The sequence below is a fragment of the Melioribacteraceae bacterium genome (assembly GCA_019638015.1).
Classification (GTDB): domain Bacteria; phylum Bacteroidota; class Ignavibacteria; order Ignavibacteriales; family Melioribacteraceae; genus JAHBUP01.
Genome location: JAHBUP010000001.1, coordinates 300,698 through 318,308, shown reverse-complemented (window position 1 = coordinate 318,308; position 17,611 = coordinate 300,698). Strand labels below are relative to the sequence as shown.

At 36.3% G+C, this 17,611-nt stretch carries 13 protein-coding genes; 4 read left to right on the top strand and 9 right to left on the bottom strand.

The genetic code is table 11. The annotated features are described in order from the left end of the window. Window positions 1-56 precede the first annotated feature (56 nt). The 8 genes from KF816_01370 to gpmA form a co-directional block, all read right to left on the bottom strand. A complete protein-coding gene (locus KF816_01370) occupies window positions 57-1,850 on the bottom strand; it encodes an MFS transporter (GenBank protein ID MBX3006653.1) in 1,794 nt (597 codons plus the stop codon). 144 nt (window positions 1,851-1,994) lie between these two features. Further along, window positions 1,995-3,413 carry a dihydrolipoyl dehydrogenase gene (lpdA, locus tag KF816_01365; GenBank protein MBX3006652.1) on the bottom strand — a complete coding sequence of 473 codons (1,419 nt, stop codon included), beginning with the start codon at window positions 3,411-3,413 and terminating at the stop codon, window positions 1,995-1,997. A gap of 8 nt (window positions 3,414-3,421) precedes the next feature. Continuing rightward, entirely contained in the window at window positions 3,422-5,095 is a 1,674-nt protein-coding gene (locus KF816_01360) for a dihydrolipoyllysine-residue acetyltransferase (GenBank protein ID MBX3006651.1), read from the bottom strand. An 80-nt stretch (window positions 5,096-5,175) separates the two neighbouring features. Then, entirely contained in the window at window positions 5,176-7,854 is a 2,679-nt protein-coding gene (aceE, locus tag KF816_01355) for a pyruvate dehydrogenase (acetyl-transferring), homodimeric type (protein MBX3006650.1), read from the bottom strand. A gap of 273 nt (window positions 7,855-8,127) precedes the next feature. Then, a complete protein-coding gene (locus tag KF816_01350) occupies window positions 8,128-9,336 on the bottom strand; it encodes an acyltransferase family protein (GenBank protein MBX3006649.1) in 1,209 nt (402 codons plus the stop codon). A gap of 117 nt (window positions 9,337-9,453) precedes the next feature. Then, window positions 9,454-9,804 (bottom strand): hypothetical protein, encoded by a 351-nt coding sequence (locus tag KF816_01345; GenBank protein ID MBX3006648.1) that lies wholly within the window; start codon window positions 9,802-9,804, stop codon window positions 9,454-9,456. Between the two features lie 131 nt (window positions 9,805-9,935). Next, window positions 9,936-10,967 (bottom strand): PorV/PorQ family protein, encoded by a 1,032-nt coding sequence (locus tag KF816_01340; GenBank protein MBX3006647.1) that lies wholly within the window; start codon window positions 10,965-10,967, stop codon window positions 9,936-9,938. A 153-nt stretch (window positions 10,968-11,120) separates the two neighbouring features. Further along, window positions 11,121-11,867 carry a 2,3-diphosphoglycerate-dependent phosphoglycerate mutase gene (gpmA, locus tag KF816_01335; GenBank protein ID MBX3006646.1) on the bottom strand — a complete coding sequence of 249 codons (747 nt, stop codon included), beginning with the start codon at window positions 11,865-11,867 and terminating at the stop codon, window positions 11,121-11,123. Window positions 11,868-11,979: 112 nt separating this feature from the next. Between gpmA and KF816_01330 the strand changes: the two genes are divergently transcribed. Continuing rightward, window positions 11,980-12,435 (top strand): TPM domain-containing protein, encoded by a 456-nt coding sequence (locus KF816_01330; protein MBX3006645.1) that lies wholly within the window; start codon window positions 11,980-11,982, stop codon window positions 12,433-12,435. Between the two features lie 44 nt (window positions 12,436-12,479). Then, complete coding sequence (locus KF816_01325; GenBank protein ID MBX3006644.1) at window positions 12,480-13,418, top strand: MBL fold metallo-hydrolase; 939 nt, start codon at window positions 12,480-12,482, stop codon at window positions 13,416-13,418. Here the strand turns inward: KF816_01325 and KF816_01320 are convergent. Beyond that, window positions 13,405-14,289 (bottom strand): EamA family transporter, encoded by an 885-nt coding sequence (locus KF816_01320; GenBank protein MBX3006643.1) that lies wholly within the window; start codon window positions 14,287-14,289, stop codon window positions 13,405-13,407. The two genes, KF816_01325 and KF816_01320, sit on opposite strands and share 14 nt — an antisense overlap. A gap of 120 nt (window positions 14,290-14,409) precedes the next feature. On the opposite strand from KF816_01320, the gene KF816_01315 reads away from it, so the two are divergent. Together KF816_01315 and KF816_01310 are read left to right on the top strand one after the other, a co-directional pair. Continuing rightward, window positions 14,410-15,216, top strand: coding sequence for a glycyl-radical enzyme activating protein (locus KF816_01315; protein ID MBX3006642.1), 807 nt, complete (start codon window positions 14,410-14,412; stop codon window positions 15,214-15,216). 2 nt (window positions 15,217-15,218) lie between these two features. Further along, complete coding sequence (locus KF816_01310) at window positions 15,219-17,582, top strand: glycyl radical protein (GenBank protein ID MBX3006641.1); 2,364 nt, start codon at window positions 15,219-15,221, stop codon at window positions 17,580-17,582. The last annotated feature ends 29 nt before the right edge of the window (window positions 17,583-17,611 follow it).

The window sequence follows — 17,611 nt, the reverse complement described above, 5'->3', positions numbered from 1 at the left end:
TAAGAATTTGTTACAAAACCGGAGATAGGAAAGATAATAATCTCCGGTAAAGATGATTAACTATTTACAAGATCAATTTTCTTTTTACCAAAATTTCCTTCGAGTGGAATACGTTTTACAAGCAAGAATGCCGGAATAGCTGATACTAATACCCAGATAAAAAATAAATTATATCCAATTGCTTCCTGGATAAAACCACTCAACATACCGGGCAACATCATACCAAGCGCCATAAAACCGGTAGCAATTGCGTAATGGGAAGTTTTATACTCACCCTGGCAAATGTAAATTATATACATTATAAATGCTGTAAACCCAAAGCCAAAGCCAAATTGTTCGATTATAACACTCGCGATTACAATCCACATATTTGTCAGTTGAAATATTGAAAGTAGCAAATAAACTATATTAGGAGCATTAACCGCTACTAACATAGGAATAAGCCAATGCTTTAATCCCTTCTTCGCGATAGCAAATCCGCCGATTATTGCGCCGACTATAAATGCGGTTATTCCAAAAGTTCCATGTATCAATCCAACCGATTGAGTGGATAACCCGAGTCCCCCTTTATCAATTGAATCAAGCATAAATGGAGATGCAATTTTTATTAATTGAGCCTCCCCAAAACTAAATAGAAGTATAAAACTGATTATCAGAATTATTTTTTTCTTCTCAAAAAATCTATAGAATGATCTAAAAAACTCCTGATGAACATGGGTCTGCCGTTGTGATCCAACTCTTTTATCAGCAACAGGTTCGGGTAAAACAACTTTGTGATATAAAAAGAAAAGTATAAAGAGAAAAGCTATTAATAAGAAAGTGAGAGTCCATGCGATAGGGACTTTTTCAATTTGAGCTATAAAAACTGAATTTTCATTTGAGTGCATGGTTGAGTCTAATTGCACAACAGCGAAAGCTGGTTTATCCCAATTCTTATCGGTAAACTTTAATTTATTTCCTTCAATAATTCTAATTCTATTATTCCCCTCAAGAAAATCAATTGTGACAGGATACTCTTCCCCCGGCTCAGGTTTTTTAGAGAGAAATAATCTGACAATTCCAATATTACCAACCGCTTCCTGGCTTGACGCCATTTCAGTTTCAACAGCCAATGGATCGGAATAACCATTCATGATATTAAAACTTCGCGCAAAATTTACATAGCCCTCAACATCTTCCAATGTGCGGGGTTGTGTACCAATTTCAATTTTGCTTGGTTCGGCAATAATTCTTAAACGTCCTTCAAGCTCGGCGGGCTTTTCCGAATTTAGCTTAATTGTTTCCTCAAAAAAATTTTTTGGAGATGACACAACATTAAACTCGGCAGGAGAAATTGAGAATGTACTTTCCAAAAATCCAGCAAGAACAATAATTAATCCTTGTCCTGCAATCATCGCTATTTTATAAGATGCCGTTTTTATTCCAACAAAGAACGCCTGCTTATTATCATCGAGAGCAAGCATATAAAAACCATCGGCGGAAATTTCATTTGTCGCAGAAAAAAACGCAATGAGCCAAAAAAAAGCTAACGTGAATTGAAGAAAGTCGGGCATTTGAATTGTAAATGCAATTCCCGCCATTCCAAACCCAATTAATAATTGAGTAATAATTATCCATGATCTTTTAGTACTTACAATATCAACTAAAGGGCTCCAGAATGGTTTGATAACCCATGGCAAATATAACAAGCTTGTGTAGAAAGCTATTTCGGCATTTGAAACACCTAACCGCTTGTACATAATTACAGAAAGAATGGTTACGACAAAAAAGGGAAGTCCTTCAGAAAAATATAAAGTAGGGACCCAGCTCCAAGGATTAGATTTTTTTTCCTTTAAATCGGTTTTGATCATGACACATCAAGATGTTGAATAGAATGATTAATTATTTTTATGAAAACAGCTTCCCCAAATTAGAGGATTTGAACTGAATTTATTCAAAAAATTACATTTTCATTAAATAAAAAAAGGCGAACTAAGTGTCCGCCTTTAAAAATATTATTTACGCTTGGGTCGATACATATCGGTAGCATGGCCATAAAATAATTCTGCGGCAAACATTACCGTTTCCGATAAAGTTGGGTGAGGATGAATTGTAAGTTCCAAATCCTTTACAACCGCGCCCATTTCAATTGCAAGAGTACCTTCCGCTATCATATCTCCCGCGCCAACCCCAACAATAGCGACTCCTAAAATTCTTTCTGTCTCCGGTTCAATTACAAGTTTAGTTAAACCATCATTTCTATCTAATGTAGTTGCTCGACCGCTCGCGCCCCAAGGAAATTTGGCTATTTCTACTTTAATGCTTCTTTCCTTAGCTTCTGTTTCGGTCAAACCGCTCCAGGCTATTTCGGGATCGGTGAAAACAACGGCAGGAATTGCGTTTGGCTCGAATGCAACTTTATGCCCGAGTATTGCTTCAACCGCAACTTTACCTTCTGCCGCCGCTTTGTGCGCGAGCATAGGGTTACCAACTATATCGCCAATTGCATAAATGTTCGGATCATCAGTTTTTAATTGTTTATCAACTACTACGAAACCTCGATCACTGACTTTCACTTTGGTTTTTTCCAATCCAAAGCCGGTTGTAACTGGTTTTCTACCAATTGAAATTAAAACCTTATCAAATAAATGCTCAGGCTCGGTAACATTTTTACCTTCAAGTTTAACCCGTATTCCCTCTTTAGTTTCTTTCAAATCAACTACTTTTGTTTCAGTATAAATATGAGCCATAGAATTTTTTAGTCGTCTTTCAAGTACAGCGACAAGATCTCGATCAGCGCCGGGTAATAATCCGGGCATCATTTCAACAACTGTAACCTCACTGCCGAGCGCGGCATAAACAGTACTCAATTCTAATCCGATATATCCGCCCCCAATTACTAATAATTTTTTGGGAACATCATTAATTTCAAGTGCTGATGTTGAATCCATTACTTTCGGTGAATCAATAGATAAACCCGGAACTTTAGCGGGAACAGAGCCGGTAGCTAAAATTGCTTTATCATAAATTAATTCTTCTGTTGAACCATCAGCTTTTGCAATTGAAAGAGTTGTAGAATTTAAAAATGTAGCTCTACCATTTATATAATTTACTTTGCGCTGTTTTGCTAATTGTCCTAATCCACCGGTTAATTTATTAACTACACCATTTTTGAAATCGCGAAGTTTATTGATATCGATTTTAGGTTCTCCAAATTCCACTCCCCACTTTTTTGCTTCTTCAGCTTCGTTAATAAGTTTTGCAACATGAAGCAATGCCTTTGATGGAATACAGCCCCGGTATAAACAAACTCCGCCCGGATTTTTTTCCATGTCAATTAAAGTTACCTGCATTCCCAAATCTGCCGCAAGAAATGCCGCAGCATATCCTCCGGGTCCGCCGCCAATTACAGCTAATTGTGTTTTTGTAGACATGATTACACCTATAAACTTAATAAAAATGGATTTTCGAGAGCGTTAATTACCCATCTTAAAAATCTAATTGCATCAGCGCCATCAATAATTCTATGATCATAAGAAAGTGAAAGAGGCATCATTAATCTCGGCTTAAACCCGCCACTCGGCAATGCAGGGTCGTCATCAAAATATACAGGTTCAATCGCGGATTTTGAAACACCCAGTATCGCGACTTCAGGAGTATTAACTATTGGAGTAAAATATGTTCCTCCAATACCGCCAAGATTTGAAATTGTAAAACATCCGCCCTGCATATCTTCTATTGATAGTTTTTTATCGCGCGCTTTTTTAGATACATCCGCAAGATCAACACTAATTTGTGTGATGTTTTTCTTATCAACATCTCGAATTACCGGTACTAATAAACCTTTTTCTGTATCTACAGCGATGCCGATATTAATATACTTTTTATAGATAATTTCATTCTTCTCCATATCAACACTACTACTGAATTGAGGAAACTCCTTCATCGCGGAAGCAATTACTTTTAATAAAATTGCGGTAATAGTAAGTTTTCCTCCAGCGGCTTCGACCTGTTTGCCGAATTGCTTTCTAAGTTTTTCAAGTTCAGTAATATCAGCTTTATCGAATTGAGTAACATGCGGAACAGTAGCCCATGCATATGATAAATGCTCGGCAGTTTTTCTTCTAATGTTGCTCATTGGCTGGCGATCAATATCACCCCACTTTGAAAAATCGGGTAAAGTTTCTTTTGCGATAGATACACCGCTTCCAACCATTCCCCCTTTTTGAATCTGCTGATTTAAATTTTTCGCAAATGACTTAACATCTTCAATTGAAATTCTATTTCCCTTTCCGGTTCCCCGCACTTGATTAATATCGATGCCAATTTCACGGGCAAATCTTCTCACAGAAGGCGCGGCAGGTACAACAACTTTTGAAATATCTTTTGGAATAATTACCGCTTGCGGCATATGCGTATGTTCAATCACCTTTGTGTATGTTGATTGTTCAGTTGATGCCGGCGCAGTTTCCTCTTTAGGCTGTGGAGTTTGAGTTGTTGGTTTTACCTCAAAAGAAGTTGAAGAAGTAGCTTCAATTATAAATGCTGTGGAACCAATTGCTACTTTTTCGCCATCCTTAACTTTTACTTCTTTAACAATTCCCGCTACTGCCGAGGGGATTTCAACAGTTGCTTTATCGGTTTCAATCTCAAGTAATATCTGATCTTTTATGATAGCCGATCCCGCGGAAACTAACACTTTAGTTATTTGGGCTGACGAAATATTTTCACCAAGTTCGGGGACTTTAAATTCATACATTGAAGTTGTTTGGGATGCATGTTGAATTTCCTTTGGCTTACTTTCTATTTTGGTTTCAGCTTTTATTTCTTTAATAGGTGTGGTCGGTTTTGTTTCAGCAACTTTAACCGTGGGATTTGCTGAAGCCTCAACTGTAAATACAGGCTCACCTACTTTAGCTTTGGTACCCTCTTTTACATAAAGTTTAGTTACAAGACCCGACACCTCTGAAGGAACTTCCACGGTTGCTTTATCGGTTTCAATCTCAATAACAATCTGATCGATTTCTACCTTCTCACCCTCTTTAACCATAACTTTTATCACATCTGCTGTTTGTATTCCATCGCCGAGATGCGGCAAAATAAAATCTACTGTCATTTTATTCCTCATTAAATTTTGAGTACATATTGTATTTGAAGAATTATAAAATCATGTTCTTAAATATCCAAGATCATCAATTATGCTTTAGCCGGATTAACTTTATCCGGATTTATGTTTAATTCCTTGGCGGCTTTTTTAACCGCATCAATTTTAATTTTTCCTTCTTTAAATAGGGAATAAAGAGTTGCATAAACAATATGCTTTGCGTCCACTTCGAAGAAATCGCGCAGTGATGTTCTTCCCTCACTCCTTCCAAAACCATAAGTCCCAAGTGAATGAAGTGGTCCTGGTAACCATTTAGCCATAGCATCGCTAGATAGCTGAACATAATCTGAAGCTGAAATGAAAATACCGTTTTCTTCTTTAGTAATTTGCTGAACATATGATAATTTTGGTTCATCAGCGGGATGCATCATATTCCATCTATCAGTCTCTTGCGCGTCGAGGTGAATATTCTTATAACTGGTTATGCTCCAAATATCGGATGATACGCTGTAATCTTTCTCAAGAATTTCAGCTGCTTTAATTACTTCATTTAATATTGTTCCGCTTCCCAGCAAATGTGCTTTAGCCTTTGCGTTTTTCTTTTCGCTGGTTTTGAATTTATACATTCCTTTCAGAATACCTTCTTTTACATTTTTAGGCATTTCTGGTTGAGCGTAATTCTCATTCATTATTGTGATATAATAAAAAACATTCTCCTGCTTTTCATACATTCTATAAATGCCGTCGCGAATTATTACCGCTAATTCATAAGCAAATGCTGGATCGTAAGCTACAAGATTTGGAACCGGATAAGCGAGTAAGTGAGAATTTCCATCTTGATGCTGTAATCCTTCTCCTGCAAGAGTAGTTCTTCCGGCAGTTGCACCAAGAATGAAACCTTTGCAACGAATATCTCCTGCCAACCAAACCAAATCGCCAACTCTTTGAAGTCCAAACATCGAATAGAGTGTGAAAAATGGTATTGTGTTAACGCTCTGAGTTGCATAAGATGTGCCAGCAGCAATAAATGATGACATTGAACCAGCTTCTGTAATTCCTTCTTCAAGTATTTGTCCATTTTTAGCTTCTTTATAGAATAACAAACTATCTTTATCTACCGGTTCGTATAGTTGTCCTTGATGCGCATAAATTCCAACTTGTCTAAATAATGATTCCATTCCAAAAGTTCTGGCTTCATCCGGAACAATCGGAACTACGAGATGACCAATTTCTTTATCTCTCAATAGTTTTGATAAAAGACGAACAAAGACCATTGTCGTAGATACTTCACGCCCTTCGGTACCGGTATAAAATTCTTCAAATAATTCCTCGGAAGGAGTTTTAAGAGGAGCTGTTTTTACAATTCGTTTTGGAACATATCCGCCAAGTTCTTTTCTTCTTTCTTTTAAGTACTTTATTTCGGGGCTATCTTCCGATGGCCTGTAGAATGGAGCTTTAATTACTTCTTCATCACTTATTGGTATAGAAAAGCGGGACCTAAAAACCTTTAATTCATCCTCATTTAATTTTTTCTGCGAGTGCGTTATATTTTTTCCTTCACCAGCTTCACCGAGTCCGTAACCCTTAACAGTCTTTGCAAGAATTACAGTTGGAGCTCCTTCATGTTCAATGGCCGCTTTAAATGCCGCGAAAACTTTTTCGGGATCGTGACCGCCCCGTTTCATTTTTGCGAGCTGTTCGTCGGAATATTTTTCTACCAGTTTTAATAATTCCGGATATTTCCCAAAAAATTTATCTCTAACATATTTTCCGCCATGTACAATAAAATTTTGTGATTCGCCATCAATAGCATCATTCATTCGTTTAATTAGCAAGCCGGATTTATCGGCATCTAGAAGTGGATCCCAATCGCTACCCCAAACAACTTTGATAACATTCCATCCGGCTCCACGAAATACCGATTCCAGTTCTTGAATTACATTTCCATTGCCTCTAACGGGTCCATCTAATCTTTGCAAATTACAGTTGATCACAAATATTAAATTGTCAAGTTTTTCTCTAGCTGCTAAAGATATTGCCCCAAGTGATTCCGGCTCATCGGTTTCACCATCGCCAAGAAAAGCCCAAACTTTCTGATCGCTCGGTTTTTTCAATCCTCTATCTTCGAGATATCGAGCAAATCTAGCCTGATATATTGCCTGAATTGGTCCCAGTCCCATTGATACCGTTGGGAATTCCCAGAAATCGGGCATTAACCATGGATGCGGATAAGAAGAAAGTCCGCCACCTGGTTTTAATTCTCTTCTAAAATTTTCTAATTGTTCTTTTGAAATTCTTCCTTCAAGAAAAGCGCGCGCATATATCCCGGGAGCGGCATGCCCTTGAAAATAAATTATATCTCCATCATGATTTCCATCTTTGCCCCTAAAGAAATGATTGAAACCAATTTCATATAATGTTGCCGCCGAAGCGTAAGTTGAAATATGACCGCCAATACCATTTTCCTCCTTATTAGCGCGCACAACCATTGCCATAGCATTCCAACGAATTAAACTTTTAATGCGGCGTTCAATTTCTCTGCCGCCGGGGAATGGGGGCTGCATATCTTTGGGTATTGTGTTTATATATGGTGTATTAGCTGTAAACGGAAGGTCGACACCGCTTTCGTGCGCATATACTCCCAAATTATGTAGAAGCTCTTTTACCTTATCGGGTCCACCGGTTTGAAGAACATATTCAAGAGATTCAAGCCATTCTCTCAATTCTGCTTCATCCAAAGTTGCAAATCCACTGTTAGTATTATCACTCATTTTGTATTCCTTGTTTTTCAATATTCACAATTTATTCTTGCCGCAATTTGAAAATATAAAACATAATTTAACCGTTAAACGGATGTGTAAATTTAACAATTATGCAACAAGATGTCTATTTAAGTTAGATAACGAGGTCTGTAATTGGATAGTTCATTTTATTGATAATGTATGTAGAATTATTTGTTGATAGCGGCCGCAATGCTTGCATGCCTAACAATATCGAAGGAAATTTCTGGTAAATTTATAATTTTCCATACTTCGTCTAGTCTGTTAATTTGATTCTTCATATACAACACTATTTGCGGATGATCTCTCAATAGTTGCATCTCTATTGATTTCAGAGGGTTTTAAGCCAAACAAAACTCTCATAAATTTTACTCTCCTAATTAGCAGTTCATAAATCAGAAAGCTAATTCCAAAAGTTCCAATTACCACCATTAGAAATTTGGGCAATATTCCCAGATCCAATTGCAGTATATAATAGCCAATTGTAAGCTGAACAGATTGATGCAAGATATATAGAGGATAAACAGATTCATTTAAGTACGACAAAACCTTGCTCGACTCATTAAGGAGAACATTACCATAACCGAATATTGCGTATAGTATAAAAGTAACAAGTGTTATTTTAAGTACACCGTAGAATATTCCGAATAATTCCGTCTCCTCATTCATTATATAGAACGTTGGGCCATATACAAAAAGGATTAGAAATAATGATGGGATTAACGCGACGATAAGTGATTTTTTCCTTTGCGCTATTATTACATTCCAGACTCCTTCGACAGTAGTGATCAAATAACCTGAAACAAAAAAGATTAGCGAGAATGTAAAATTATACCAATCATAAAACAAATTATGGGTTGTTGGAAAAATTGGAGCCAGAATAAAATATGCGGCTGCAAGTGGAAGCCATAAAAGATAAATCGTATTCGGATTCGCATCCACAAAAGTTGATAGTTTATTTCTAAGTGTTGCGGAGTAACTGCTTCTTAAAAAAAGAAAAAGTGGAAGTGTGATTATTGAATATACAAAGATGTAAACCACAAACCAGAGATGGTGCCAGCTTAAGTTTCCCTGAGGATAAGATTGAAAAGTAAATACTGTTTTCCAAAACTCGAAATAACTTGAGTATTCAACGCCCTGTGTTAGTCTTTCAAAATAAATCTGAGGAGGTACAATCACAAACATTCCGAATAAAACTGGGATCAATAGTCTGCGGCTTCTTTCGCCAAAAAAATTTAAAGCACTTCTTTTTCCAAGAGCGTAACTCACACCGATTCCCGAAATCATGAACAATAACGGTAGCCGCCATTGACTTAAAAACGCCATCCATGTTTCGAACCATTCAGAAGTTTGAGGGTTCTTGAGATGAAATTGCCATGGCACAAAAAACATTCCTGAATGGTAAAGAATTAGAATATAGAAGGCTATTACTCTTAACCAATCTATATCGTAACGCCTTGTCTGCAGTTTCACACTAAACTCCGACTTGTTTGCCAATTTTGACGGTTAACTTAGCTTGCAGTTTTATAACTTTTATTCAATTTGCAACGAATTGGATTCTTTAATACATAAGTGGGAAGGGATATTTAATTAATTAGTACCGTCACTTAAATACTTTTTATAAAGCTTCGCCCCCTTTATTCTTTCATCCCCGATTTGATTTACTATATAATGCTTTTCCGGTTTACCATTAATTTCCAAAATTTCATAACCAACAATTCCTTCCTGCAATAATTTTGCGAGCATTTTTAGAAATTCTTTTTTTTCTTCCTCGTTTAAATCGCTTGTATCTAGTCTATCTTTTTTACCCAGGTTAAGAAAATTATCGAGTTTTGCAAATGCTTTTGCTGTATTCGAAATTTCTATTTTATCTATTGGTTTTTCATTTTTTGAATCGCTGATAAATTTTACTGGCGGAGTTTCAGCAACTATGATTGGCATTTCTGTTTTGTGTGAGATGGCATCCATATTAATCTTTTTTCTGGATTATCGATTAATTCGAGAAAAAGTTAAGGGATCAGTTTAATGCGCGATAGCAAAAAGAATTGATTTTTACATAGAGTAATATTTCTCTATTCGGTACTCCTTAGAAACCTTGGTTCTTCTAAAGTTAGAATCAAAGAAATACGGTGAGTATCTGGTAATCTTTCTGTTTCAGATTGACTAAATCTAGCGAATGAATAATCAATTTGGAGTTTTGGCAGATTTACACCCGCGCCAACAGTGAACTGTTTAACATCATTATATCCGGCCCGAACAGCAAAAATATTTTTGTATCTATATTCTAATCCGGTGTGAGCATCAAAACTAATTGGGCCTACAGCAAATGTAGAGGCGGTTTTTCTATTTTCAAATCGAATATCAAAATCTATTGCAGGTAAAAATGTTCCTCCGAGAAATGATAATTCATATGCGGCTCCAATTTTCGCAGTTGGAGAAATTAATTCATTTCTGCCGGTACTCCACGCAACCAATGTTGTGGTGACATCTTGAATTGTTGCGCCAAGATGAAGTTTATCCAATGGTTTGTAATATGCGCCAATGTCAAAACCGATGCCGAAAGCTGAAAACTCCGCAATATCGCGGGAAATTAATTTTACATTCGCACCCCAATAAAAATCTTCCGTTTGTCTTTTCGCGAATGATAAATAGAATGCCCAGTCAGTATTATTAAACTCTGTAATTTTTGAATAATCCAACCGGTCAGTTCTTATATCTAGTATGCCGTCACCGTTAGCGTCATATAATGCATTACGTGTATCGGGGATTCCATCAATGCTCGAACGAATGATACTCAAACCAAAACTCATATCGGTACCATAAGGAATTGCAACCGCGCCATAATTATAATTCATAAGATTGCCGAAATGCTCTTCGTGCATCAATGAAATTTGGGGATAATTCATTTTTGCTAATCCTGCGGGGTTCCAATAACCGGAGGTAACATCATTAACAATTGCGGTTTGGGCACTGCCCATTCCTAAAGCCCTTCCCCCAACGCCAATGGCTAAAAACTCGCCGGCATATTTTCCAATTACTGTTTGAGATTTAATTTGGGTGAGTGAGAATAGAAGAATGAACATTCCAAAAAATAACTTTTTCATCTTTACTTCCTTCAATAAACTAAAATGTGGTAAAAATTATCTGTTCATTCTCCTTTTGGTGCACAATATAATTTTTTTTGATTGAGTATAGCAAGAGAAGAAAAAATGCATATTAAATGTAGGGGATTAATCACTTAATCCCCTATGATCAAATTATTTCTTTTCGGTTTGTTTTGCAACTGCGTTAATTGCCGCGTTTATTGCGTCTTGATCACCAAGATAATAATGTTTAATCGGTTTCAGATCAACATCTAATTCATAAACCAATGGAACACCTGTAGGAATATTTAATTCTACTATATCTTCTTCGGAGATATTATCAAGATATTTTACTAATGCTCTCAAGCTATTTCCATGCGCGGCAATAATTACTTTTTTACCACTTTTGATAGTTGGAGCTATCGTTTCGTGCCAATATGGTAAAAATCTATCAACAGTTAATTTTAAACTCTCAGTTAATGGTATATCTTTTTTATCCATATCGGCATAACGGGGATCTTTTCCCGGATATCTTTCATCAGTATCTTCGAGTGGTGGCGGTGGAACATCGTAGCTTCTTCTCCAAACTTTAACCTGATCATTACCATATTTTTCTGCAGTTTCAGCTTTGTTTAAGCCTTGAAGCGCTCCATAATGTCTTTCATTTAACCGCCAGGATTTAATAACCGGAATCCATAATAAATCCAGTCCTTCTAGTGCAAAATTTAATGTTCTTATCGCTCTCTTTAATACTGAGGTAAAAGCGATATCAAAAGTGTAGCCTTCATTTTTCATAACAATACCGGCTTGTTTTGCTTCTTCCAATCCTTTCTCTGAAAGATCAACATCGGTCCAGCCGGTAAACAGATTGAGTTTGTTCCACTCACTCTCCCCATGACGCAGCAATACTACTTTGTACATTTTTATATCCTTGATTTGTTATTTGAGCAGTGCAAATATAATAAAATCTTAATTCCAGAGAGTTTCATTTATAACTTTCAACCCTTATCTTTGCACAAAAAAAGCGCAGAAGATGGAGCCGATAATATATACTTACTTTAGTGATGATGACTTTCTCCGAATTTCTAAAAAAATTACAGAGAACGAGAAGTACACTTCGGGAGAAATTAGGATTGCGATTCGTGAAAAAAGAAAATTTTCCGAGAAGAAACAAGATATTCGAAAAATTGCCGAAACGGAATTTTTTCACCTAAAAATGAATGAAACCCGAGATAAAACCGGAATATTATTATTTATTTTACTTAGTGAAAAAACATTCTATATTCTTGCCGATGAGGGAATTAATTCGAAAGTTGAACAGAACACATGGGATATTATTCGAGACGAGATATTGGCAGAATTTAAATTGGGTAGATATTGCGATGGCGTATTGTTCGGAATTGAGAAAATCGGCAAAATTTTATCACAACATTTCCCAATTAAACAGGATGATAGCAACGAGCTTTCGAATAAGGTAGTAATCAATTAACCGCTGAAAGGAATTTTTTTCTCCTCAATCCTGTTTTATATTTTATGAAAAGAAGAAATTTTATAAAGAAAAGTTTTCTCACAGGAAGCGGATTATTACTTTCCCCCCTTTTTGTGAAATCGGATACAGAGGCGGCCCCTTCTGTTAAATTGAATTATTTCCCTCAGCCAAACGAATGGAGCAATCAAGATATAACTTTATCGTGGCTTGGTCATTCAACTGTACTAATAAATATGTTCGGTAAATGGATAATTACAGATCCGGTTCTTTTCGATCGTGTTGGAGTTTACTTTTTAGGATCGACCATAGGACCGACCAGAATTACCCCGCCTGCGTTGAGGGTTGATCAAATTCCAAAACCCGACTTAATTTTACTCTCTCACGCACATATGGATCATACAGATTATCCTACTCTTAAAGCCATTGCAAATAAATTTCCTAATCAAATTGATGTAGTTGTTGCATATTTAACCAAAGATGTAATTGATGATTTACCATGGAAATCAATAACGGTTTTGGATTGGGGAGAAGAATCGGTAATTCAAGATGTTCGAGTAAAAGCTTATGAAGTAAAACATTTCGGTTGGCGTTTCCCCTGGGAGCGTGACAGATCTCGAGGGTACTTTAAGGATGGAAGAAGTTATAATGCCTATGTTTTTGAATATAAGGAAAAGAAAATATTATTTGGCGGTGATACCGCAAATACCGATAAACTAAAAGCCGCCGCTCATGAAAATGTTGATATTGCGCTGATGCCGATTGGAGCCTATAATCCTTGGACAAGAGCGCACTGTAATCCAGAAGAAGCCGTTAAAATGGCAACTGAAATAAACGCCAAATATTTTATTCCCATGCATACTAAAACTTTTGCACAGGGTAGAGAACCGTTTAATGAACCAATTGATTGGATGATACGCGCGGCATCAAGTTATAACATAAAAATTGGCTTGGAGGAAATCGGTCAAACCTTCACCCTTTCCTAAATTTCAATTCGTCATATCTCTGAATTAATATTCCACCGATAATTAACAATAGTCCAATTGGCGCTGAAGCTGAAATATCCTCATTCAGAAATATGTAAATGAGTATCATCGAGATTACCGGAAACAGATAAATAAGGGTAGAGGTTTTTGCTTTGTCGTTGCTCAAGGAAAGCGCCTTCAGCCAAAAATAAAAAGTGATCCCCATTTCAAAAATTCCAACATATACTGCACCCATTAAATATTTAATTTCAAATCCGGTGAAGGAATCAAACAAAGCAAGATATATTCCCGTAAAAATGGTACCGTAAAAAAACGCTCCAAACAATTTTACCGATTCCTCGCGAGTATCTAATAAATTAAGAATCCAATAGGCTGCCCAAATAAAAGCGCTGGAAACCGCTAATAGCACACCAAATAAATTGTGGAAGTGAAACGCAAACAAATCACCCCTAGTTGCAATTATCACTATCCCTAAAAATGAAATTACCAGACCAATAATTGTTTTAACTGAAAATTTCTGTTTCAAAAAGATGACAGAAAAAATAGAGATTACAATAGGCCAAATTAAATTAAGTGGTTGGGCTTCGTGGGCGGGCAGCATGGAATATGCTTTAAATAGTATTAAATAGTAAATAAATGGATTTATGAATCCAAGTACTGCATTTTTCTGAATTACTTTCCATTTAAAGAAATTATTTAATTCCCTTCTCGAAAACCGAAGCATCAACAGAAATAAAATGATTAAACTTATAAATGAGGAATAGAACAATAATTGAGCATTATTCATCCCAATAAGTGTCAACTTAAAAACTGTTGCAACAGTTGACCAGAATAGAATCGCGAAACCAGCATATATATAAGATCTTTTAATATTACTTTCCATTTACCAGGCAATTTATTGTAACAATAATAATAACCATAATATTTCAATCTTTCGTTCCCTTTTAACCGGCTTTCTATTATTTTATTGCCAAACTAAAACAGAATTTGTTTGCAAACTCACGGTTATATTTTTGATATAAAAAAATTCTCTGTAAATGATGGTCCGGGAATAAGAACAACGGTTTTCTTTAAAGGGTGCCCTTTAACATGCTGGTGGTGCCACAATCCCGAAAGTCAAAGAGAACTTCCCGAAGAAATAGACGGATGTACCTTCCGGTGGAATTTTAGTAATTCAACATCTTCTAGTAAAACAATCGGTTCTAGAATCTCAGTTGACCACATAATGAATGAAATAAAAAAAGATATTCCATTTTATGAAGAGTCGAATGGAGGTGTAACCATTTCTGGCGGTGAACCAATGCTTCAAAAAGAATTTCTATATTCTCTACTCTATTCGTGCAAACAAAATGATATAAATACAGCAATCGATACGACCGGCTATGCCCCCTTTGTGGATTTCGAGAAAATCTATGAATTAATCGACCTATTTTTATACGATTTAAAGTTAATTGATGAGCAAGAACACATTAACTATTGCGGTATTCCAAACACTCTAATTCATGATAATTTAACACTGCTTACCGAAATAGGAAATAAAGTTGTTTTGCGTATTCCAATTATTCCTTCGATTACAGATACAGGAAAAAATATTTCTTCAATGATTGATTTAATTTCCCGATTAAAAAATATCCGTGAGATTGATCTTCTTCCCTACCATAATTCAGCGACTAAAAAATATGAGAGAATGAACAAGGAAAATAAAATCAATCAAATTAAAGCACCAACAAAAGAAGTTATGTTAGAATTAAAAAGTAGATTCGAACAACTAAACATTCCGGTTAAAATCGGAGGATAATAATGAACGAGAGAATTAAAAGATTAAGAGAGCAATCACTTAATGCTATTCCCACATTGTCTCACGAGCGGGCAAAATTACTTACCGAATTTTACAAAAGCGGCGAAGCACAAAAACATTCAATACCAGTTGCTCGTGCTTTGGCATTTAAATATATCCTTGAAAACAAAGAACTCTGCATAAATGATGGCGAATTGATCGTGGGAGAAAAAGGCAACTCCCCCAAAGCTACGCCTACATATCCCGAATTGTGCATTCACTCTAAAGATGATTTGGAAATTCTTAACAACAGAGAAAAAGTTTGGTTTAAATCATCACAAGAAACAAGAGATATAATTTTAAATGAAGTTGCTCCATTTTGGAATGGGAAAAGTATTAGGGAAAAAATTCTTACTGAAGTTGATGAGGAATGGCGGGCTTCATATAAAGCGGGAATTTTTACTGAGTTTATGGAACAGCGCGCGCCGGGGCATACAGTTGGCGATGATAAAATTTATAAAAAAGGAATGCTTGATTTCTTAAACGAAATTGAAGCGGCAATCAGCAAATTGGATTTTCATAATGATGTTGAAGCGCTTGACAAACGGGAACAACTTAAGGCAATGAAAATAGCCGCCGAATCGATAATTATTTACGCCAAGCGTTACAGTGAAAAGTTAAATGAGCTTGCTTCAGTTGAAAAGAATTCTCAAAGAAAAATTGAACTTGAAACTATGGCCGGGATTTGCAGCCGGGTTCCGGAGAACGCACCCCGAACAATGTGGGAGGCTCTTCAATACTACTGGTTTATTCACCTTGGAGTAACAACAGAATTAAACACATGGGATTCATTTAATCCGGGAAGATTAGATCAGCATCTTTATCCATTCTACAAACGTGATATTGAGAGCGGATTATTGACCGAAGTTCAAGTTAGAGAACTTCTTCAATCATTTTGGATAAAATTTAATAATCAGCCGGCTCCCCCAAAGGTTGGTGTAACCGCTCAAGAGAGCAATACTTATACCGATTTTTGTTTAATCAATGTTGGTGGTGTTACTCCGAAAGGGGAAGACGCAACTAATGAAATGACATATATCCTTCTCGATACAATTGAAGAAATGAGATTGCTTCAACCCAGCTCTATGGTTCAGGTGAGTAAGAAAAATCCAGATCGATTATTAAAGCGCGCGCTCAAAATTATTAAAACCGGATTTGGTCAGCCATCAATATTCAATACCGACGCGATTATTCAAGAATTAACGAGACAAGGGAAATCAATAATTGACGCTCGTTGCGGCGGGGCAAGCGGATGTGTTGAGGCTGGTGCGTTCGGAAAGGAAAGTTATATTCTCACCGGGTATTTCAACATACCCAAAATATTAGAGATAACTCTTCATAATGGATTTGATCCTCGCACTCAGAAGCAAATAGGTTTGAAAACAGGTGATCCTCAAACATTTAATTCGTTCGATGAATTTTATTCTGCATTCGAGAAACAGCTTAATCATTTTATTAACATAAAAATTAAGGGTAATCTTATTATTGAAAGAATTTATGCTAAATATATGCCCGCTCCATTTCTCTCACTTTTAATTGATGACTGCATTTCAAAGGGAAAAGACTATAATGCCGGTGGAGCCCGCTATAATTCATCATACATACAAGGGGTTGGGTTAGGGACAATTACCGATTCTCTTTCAGCGATCAAATATCATGTGTTCGAGAATAAATCTTGTTCGATGAATGAATTAATCGAATTACTAAACTCAAACTTCGAGAACAAAAAAGATTTCAGAGATAAACTATATTTTGAAACTCCACGATATGGTAACGATGATGACCGCGCTGACGATATCACCCAAAGAGTATTTGAAACCTACTTTAATGCTGTTGACGGAAAACCAAATACTAAAGGTGGACACTTCCGGATTGATCTACTTCCTACTACATGTCACGTATATTTTGGAAGCGTGCTTGGCGCTACTCCAGATGGAAGATTTGCTAAAGAGCCCGTGAGTGAAGGAATTTCTCCTGTTCAAGGAGTAGATGTTCATGGACCGACATCGGTAATAAAATCAGCATCAAAAATAGATCACCTTAGAACAGGTGGAACTTTATTAAATCAAAAGTTTACCCCTCAATTTCTTGAAACCGATGAGGGTATTGAAAAGATTGTTCATTTGATACGAACATATTTTAAGTTGGACGGTCATCATATTCAGTTTAATGTGGTGAATGCTGATATTCTACGGGAAGCAAAAAAACATCCAGAAAAATATCGCGACCTTATTGTGCGGGTTGCGGGCTATAGCGATTATTTTGTTGATCTCGGTGAAGATTTGCAAAATGAAATTATAAACAGAACCGAGCATATGAGTTTTTAATGTCAAGCTGACTTTAATGAACACAACTA

What these genes read in the sequence shown, in the direction of transcription:
- KF816_01370 (MBX3006653.1), bottom strand. Translation starts at nt 1,850, where the DNA reads ATGATCAAAACCGATTTAAAGGAAAAAAAATCTAATCCTTGGAGCTGG.
- lpdA (MBX3006652.1), bottom strand. Translation starts at nt 3,413, where the DNA reads ATGTCTACAAAAACACAATTAGCTGTAATTGGCGGCGGACCCGGAGGA.
- KF816_01360 (MBX3006651.1), bottom strand. Translation starts at nt 5,095, where the DNA reads ATGACAGTAGATTTTATTTTGCCGCATCTCGGCGATGGAATACAAACA.
- aceE (MBX3006650.1), bottom strand. Translation starts at nt 7,854, where the DNA reads ATGAGTGATAATACTAACAGTGGATTTGCAACTTTGGATGAAGCAGAA.
- KF816_01345 (MBX3006648.1), bottom strand. Translation starts at nt 9,804, where the DNA reads ATGCCAATCATAGTTGCTGAAACTCCGCCAGTAAAATTTATCAGCGAT.
- KF816_01340 (MBX3006647.1), bottom strand. Translation starts at nt 10,967, where the DNA reads ATGAAAAAGTTATTTTTTGGAATGTTCATTCTTCTATTCTCACTCACC.
- gpmA (MBX3006646.1), bottom strand. Translation starts at nt 11,867, where the DNA reads ATGTACAAAGTAGTATTGCTGCGTCATGGGGAGAGTGAGTGGAACAAA.
- KF816_01330 (MBX3006645.1), top strand. Translation starts at nt 11,980, where the DNA reads ATGGAGCCGATAATATATACTTACTTTAGTGATGATGACTTTCTCCGA.
- KF816_01325 (MBX3006644.1), top strand. Translation starts at nt 12,480, where the DNA reads ATGAAAAGAAGAAATTTTATAAAGAAAAGTTTTCTCACAGGAAGCGGA.
- KF816_01310 (MBX3006641.1), top strand. Translation starts at nt 15,219, where the DNA reads ATGAACGAGAGAATTAAAAGATTAAGAGAGCAATCACTTAATGCTATT.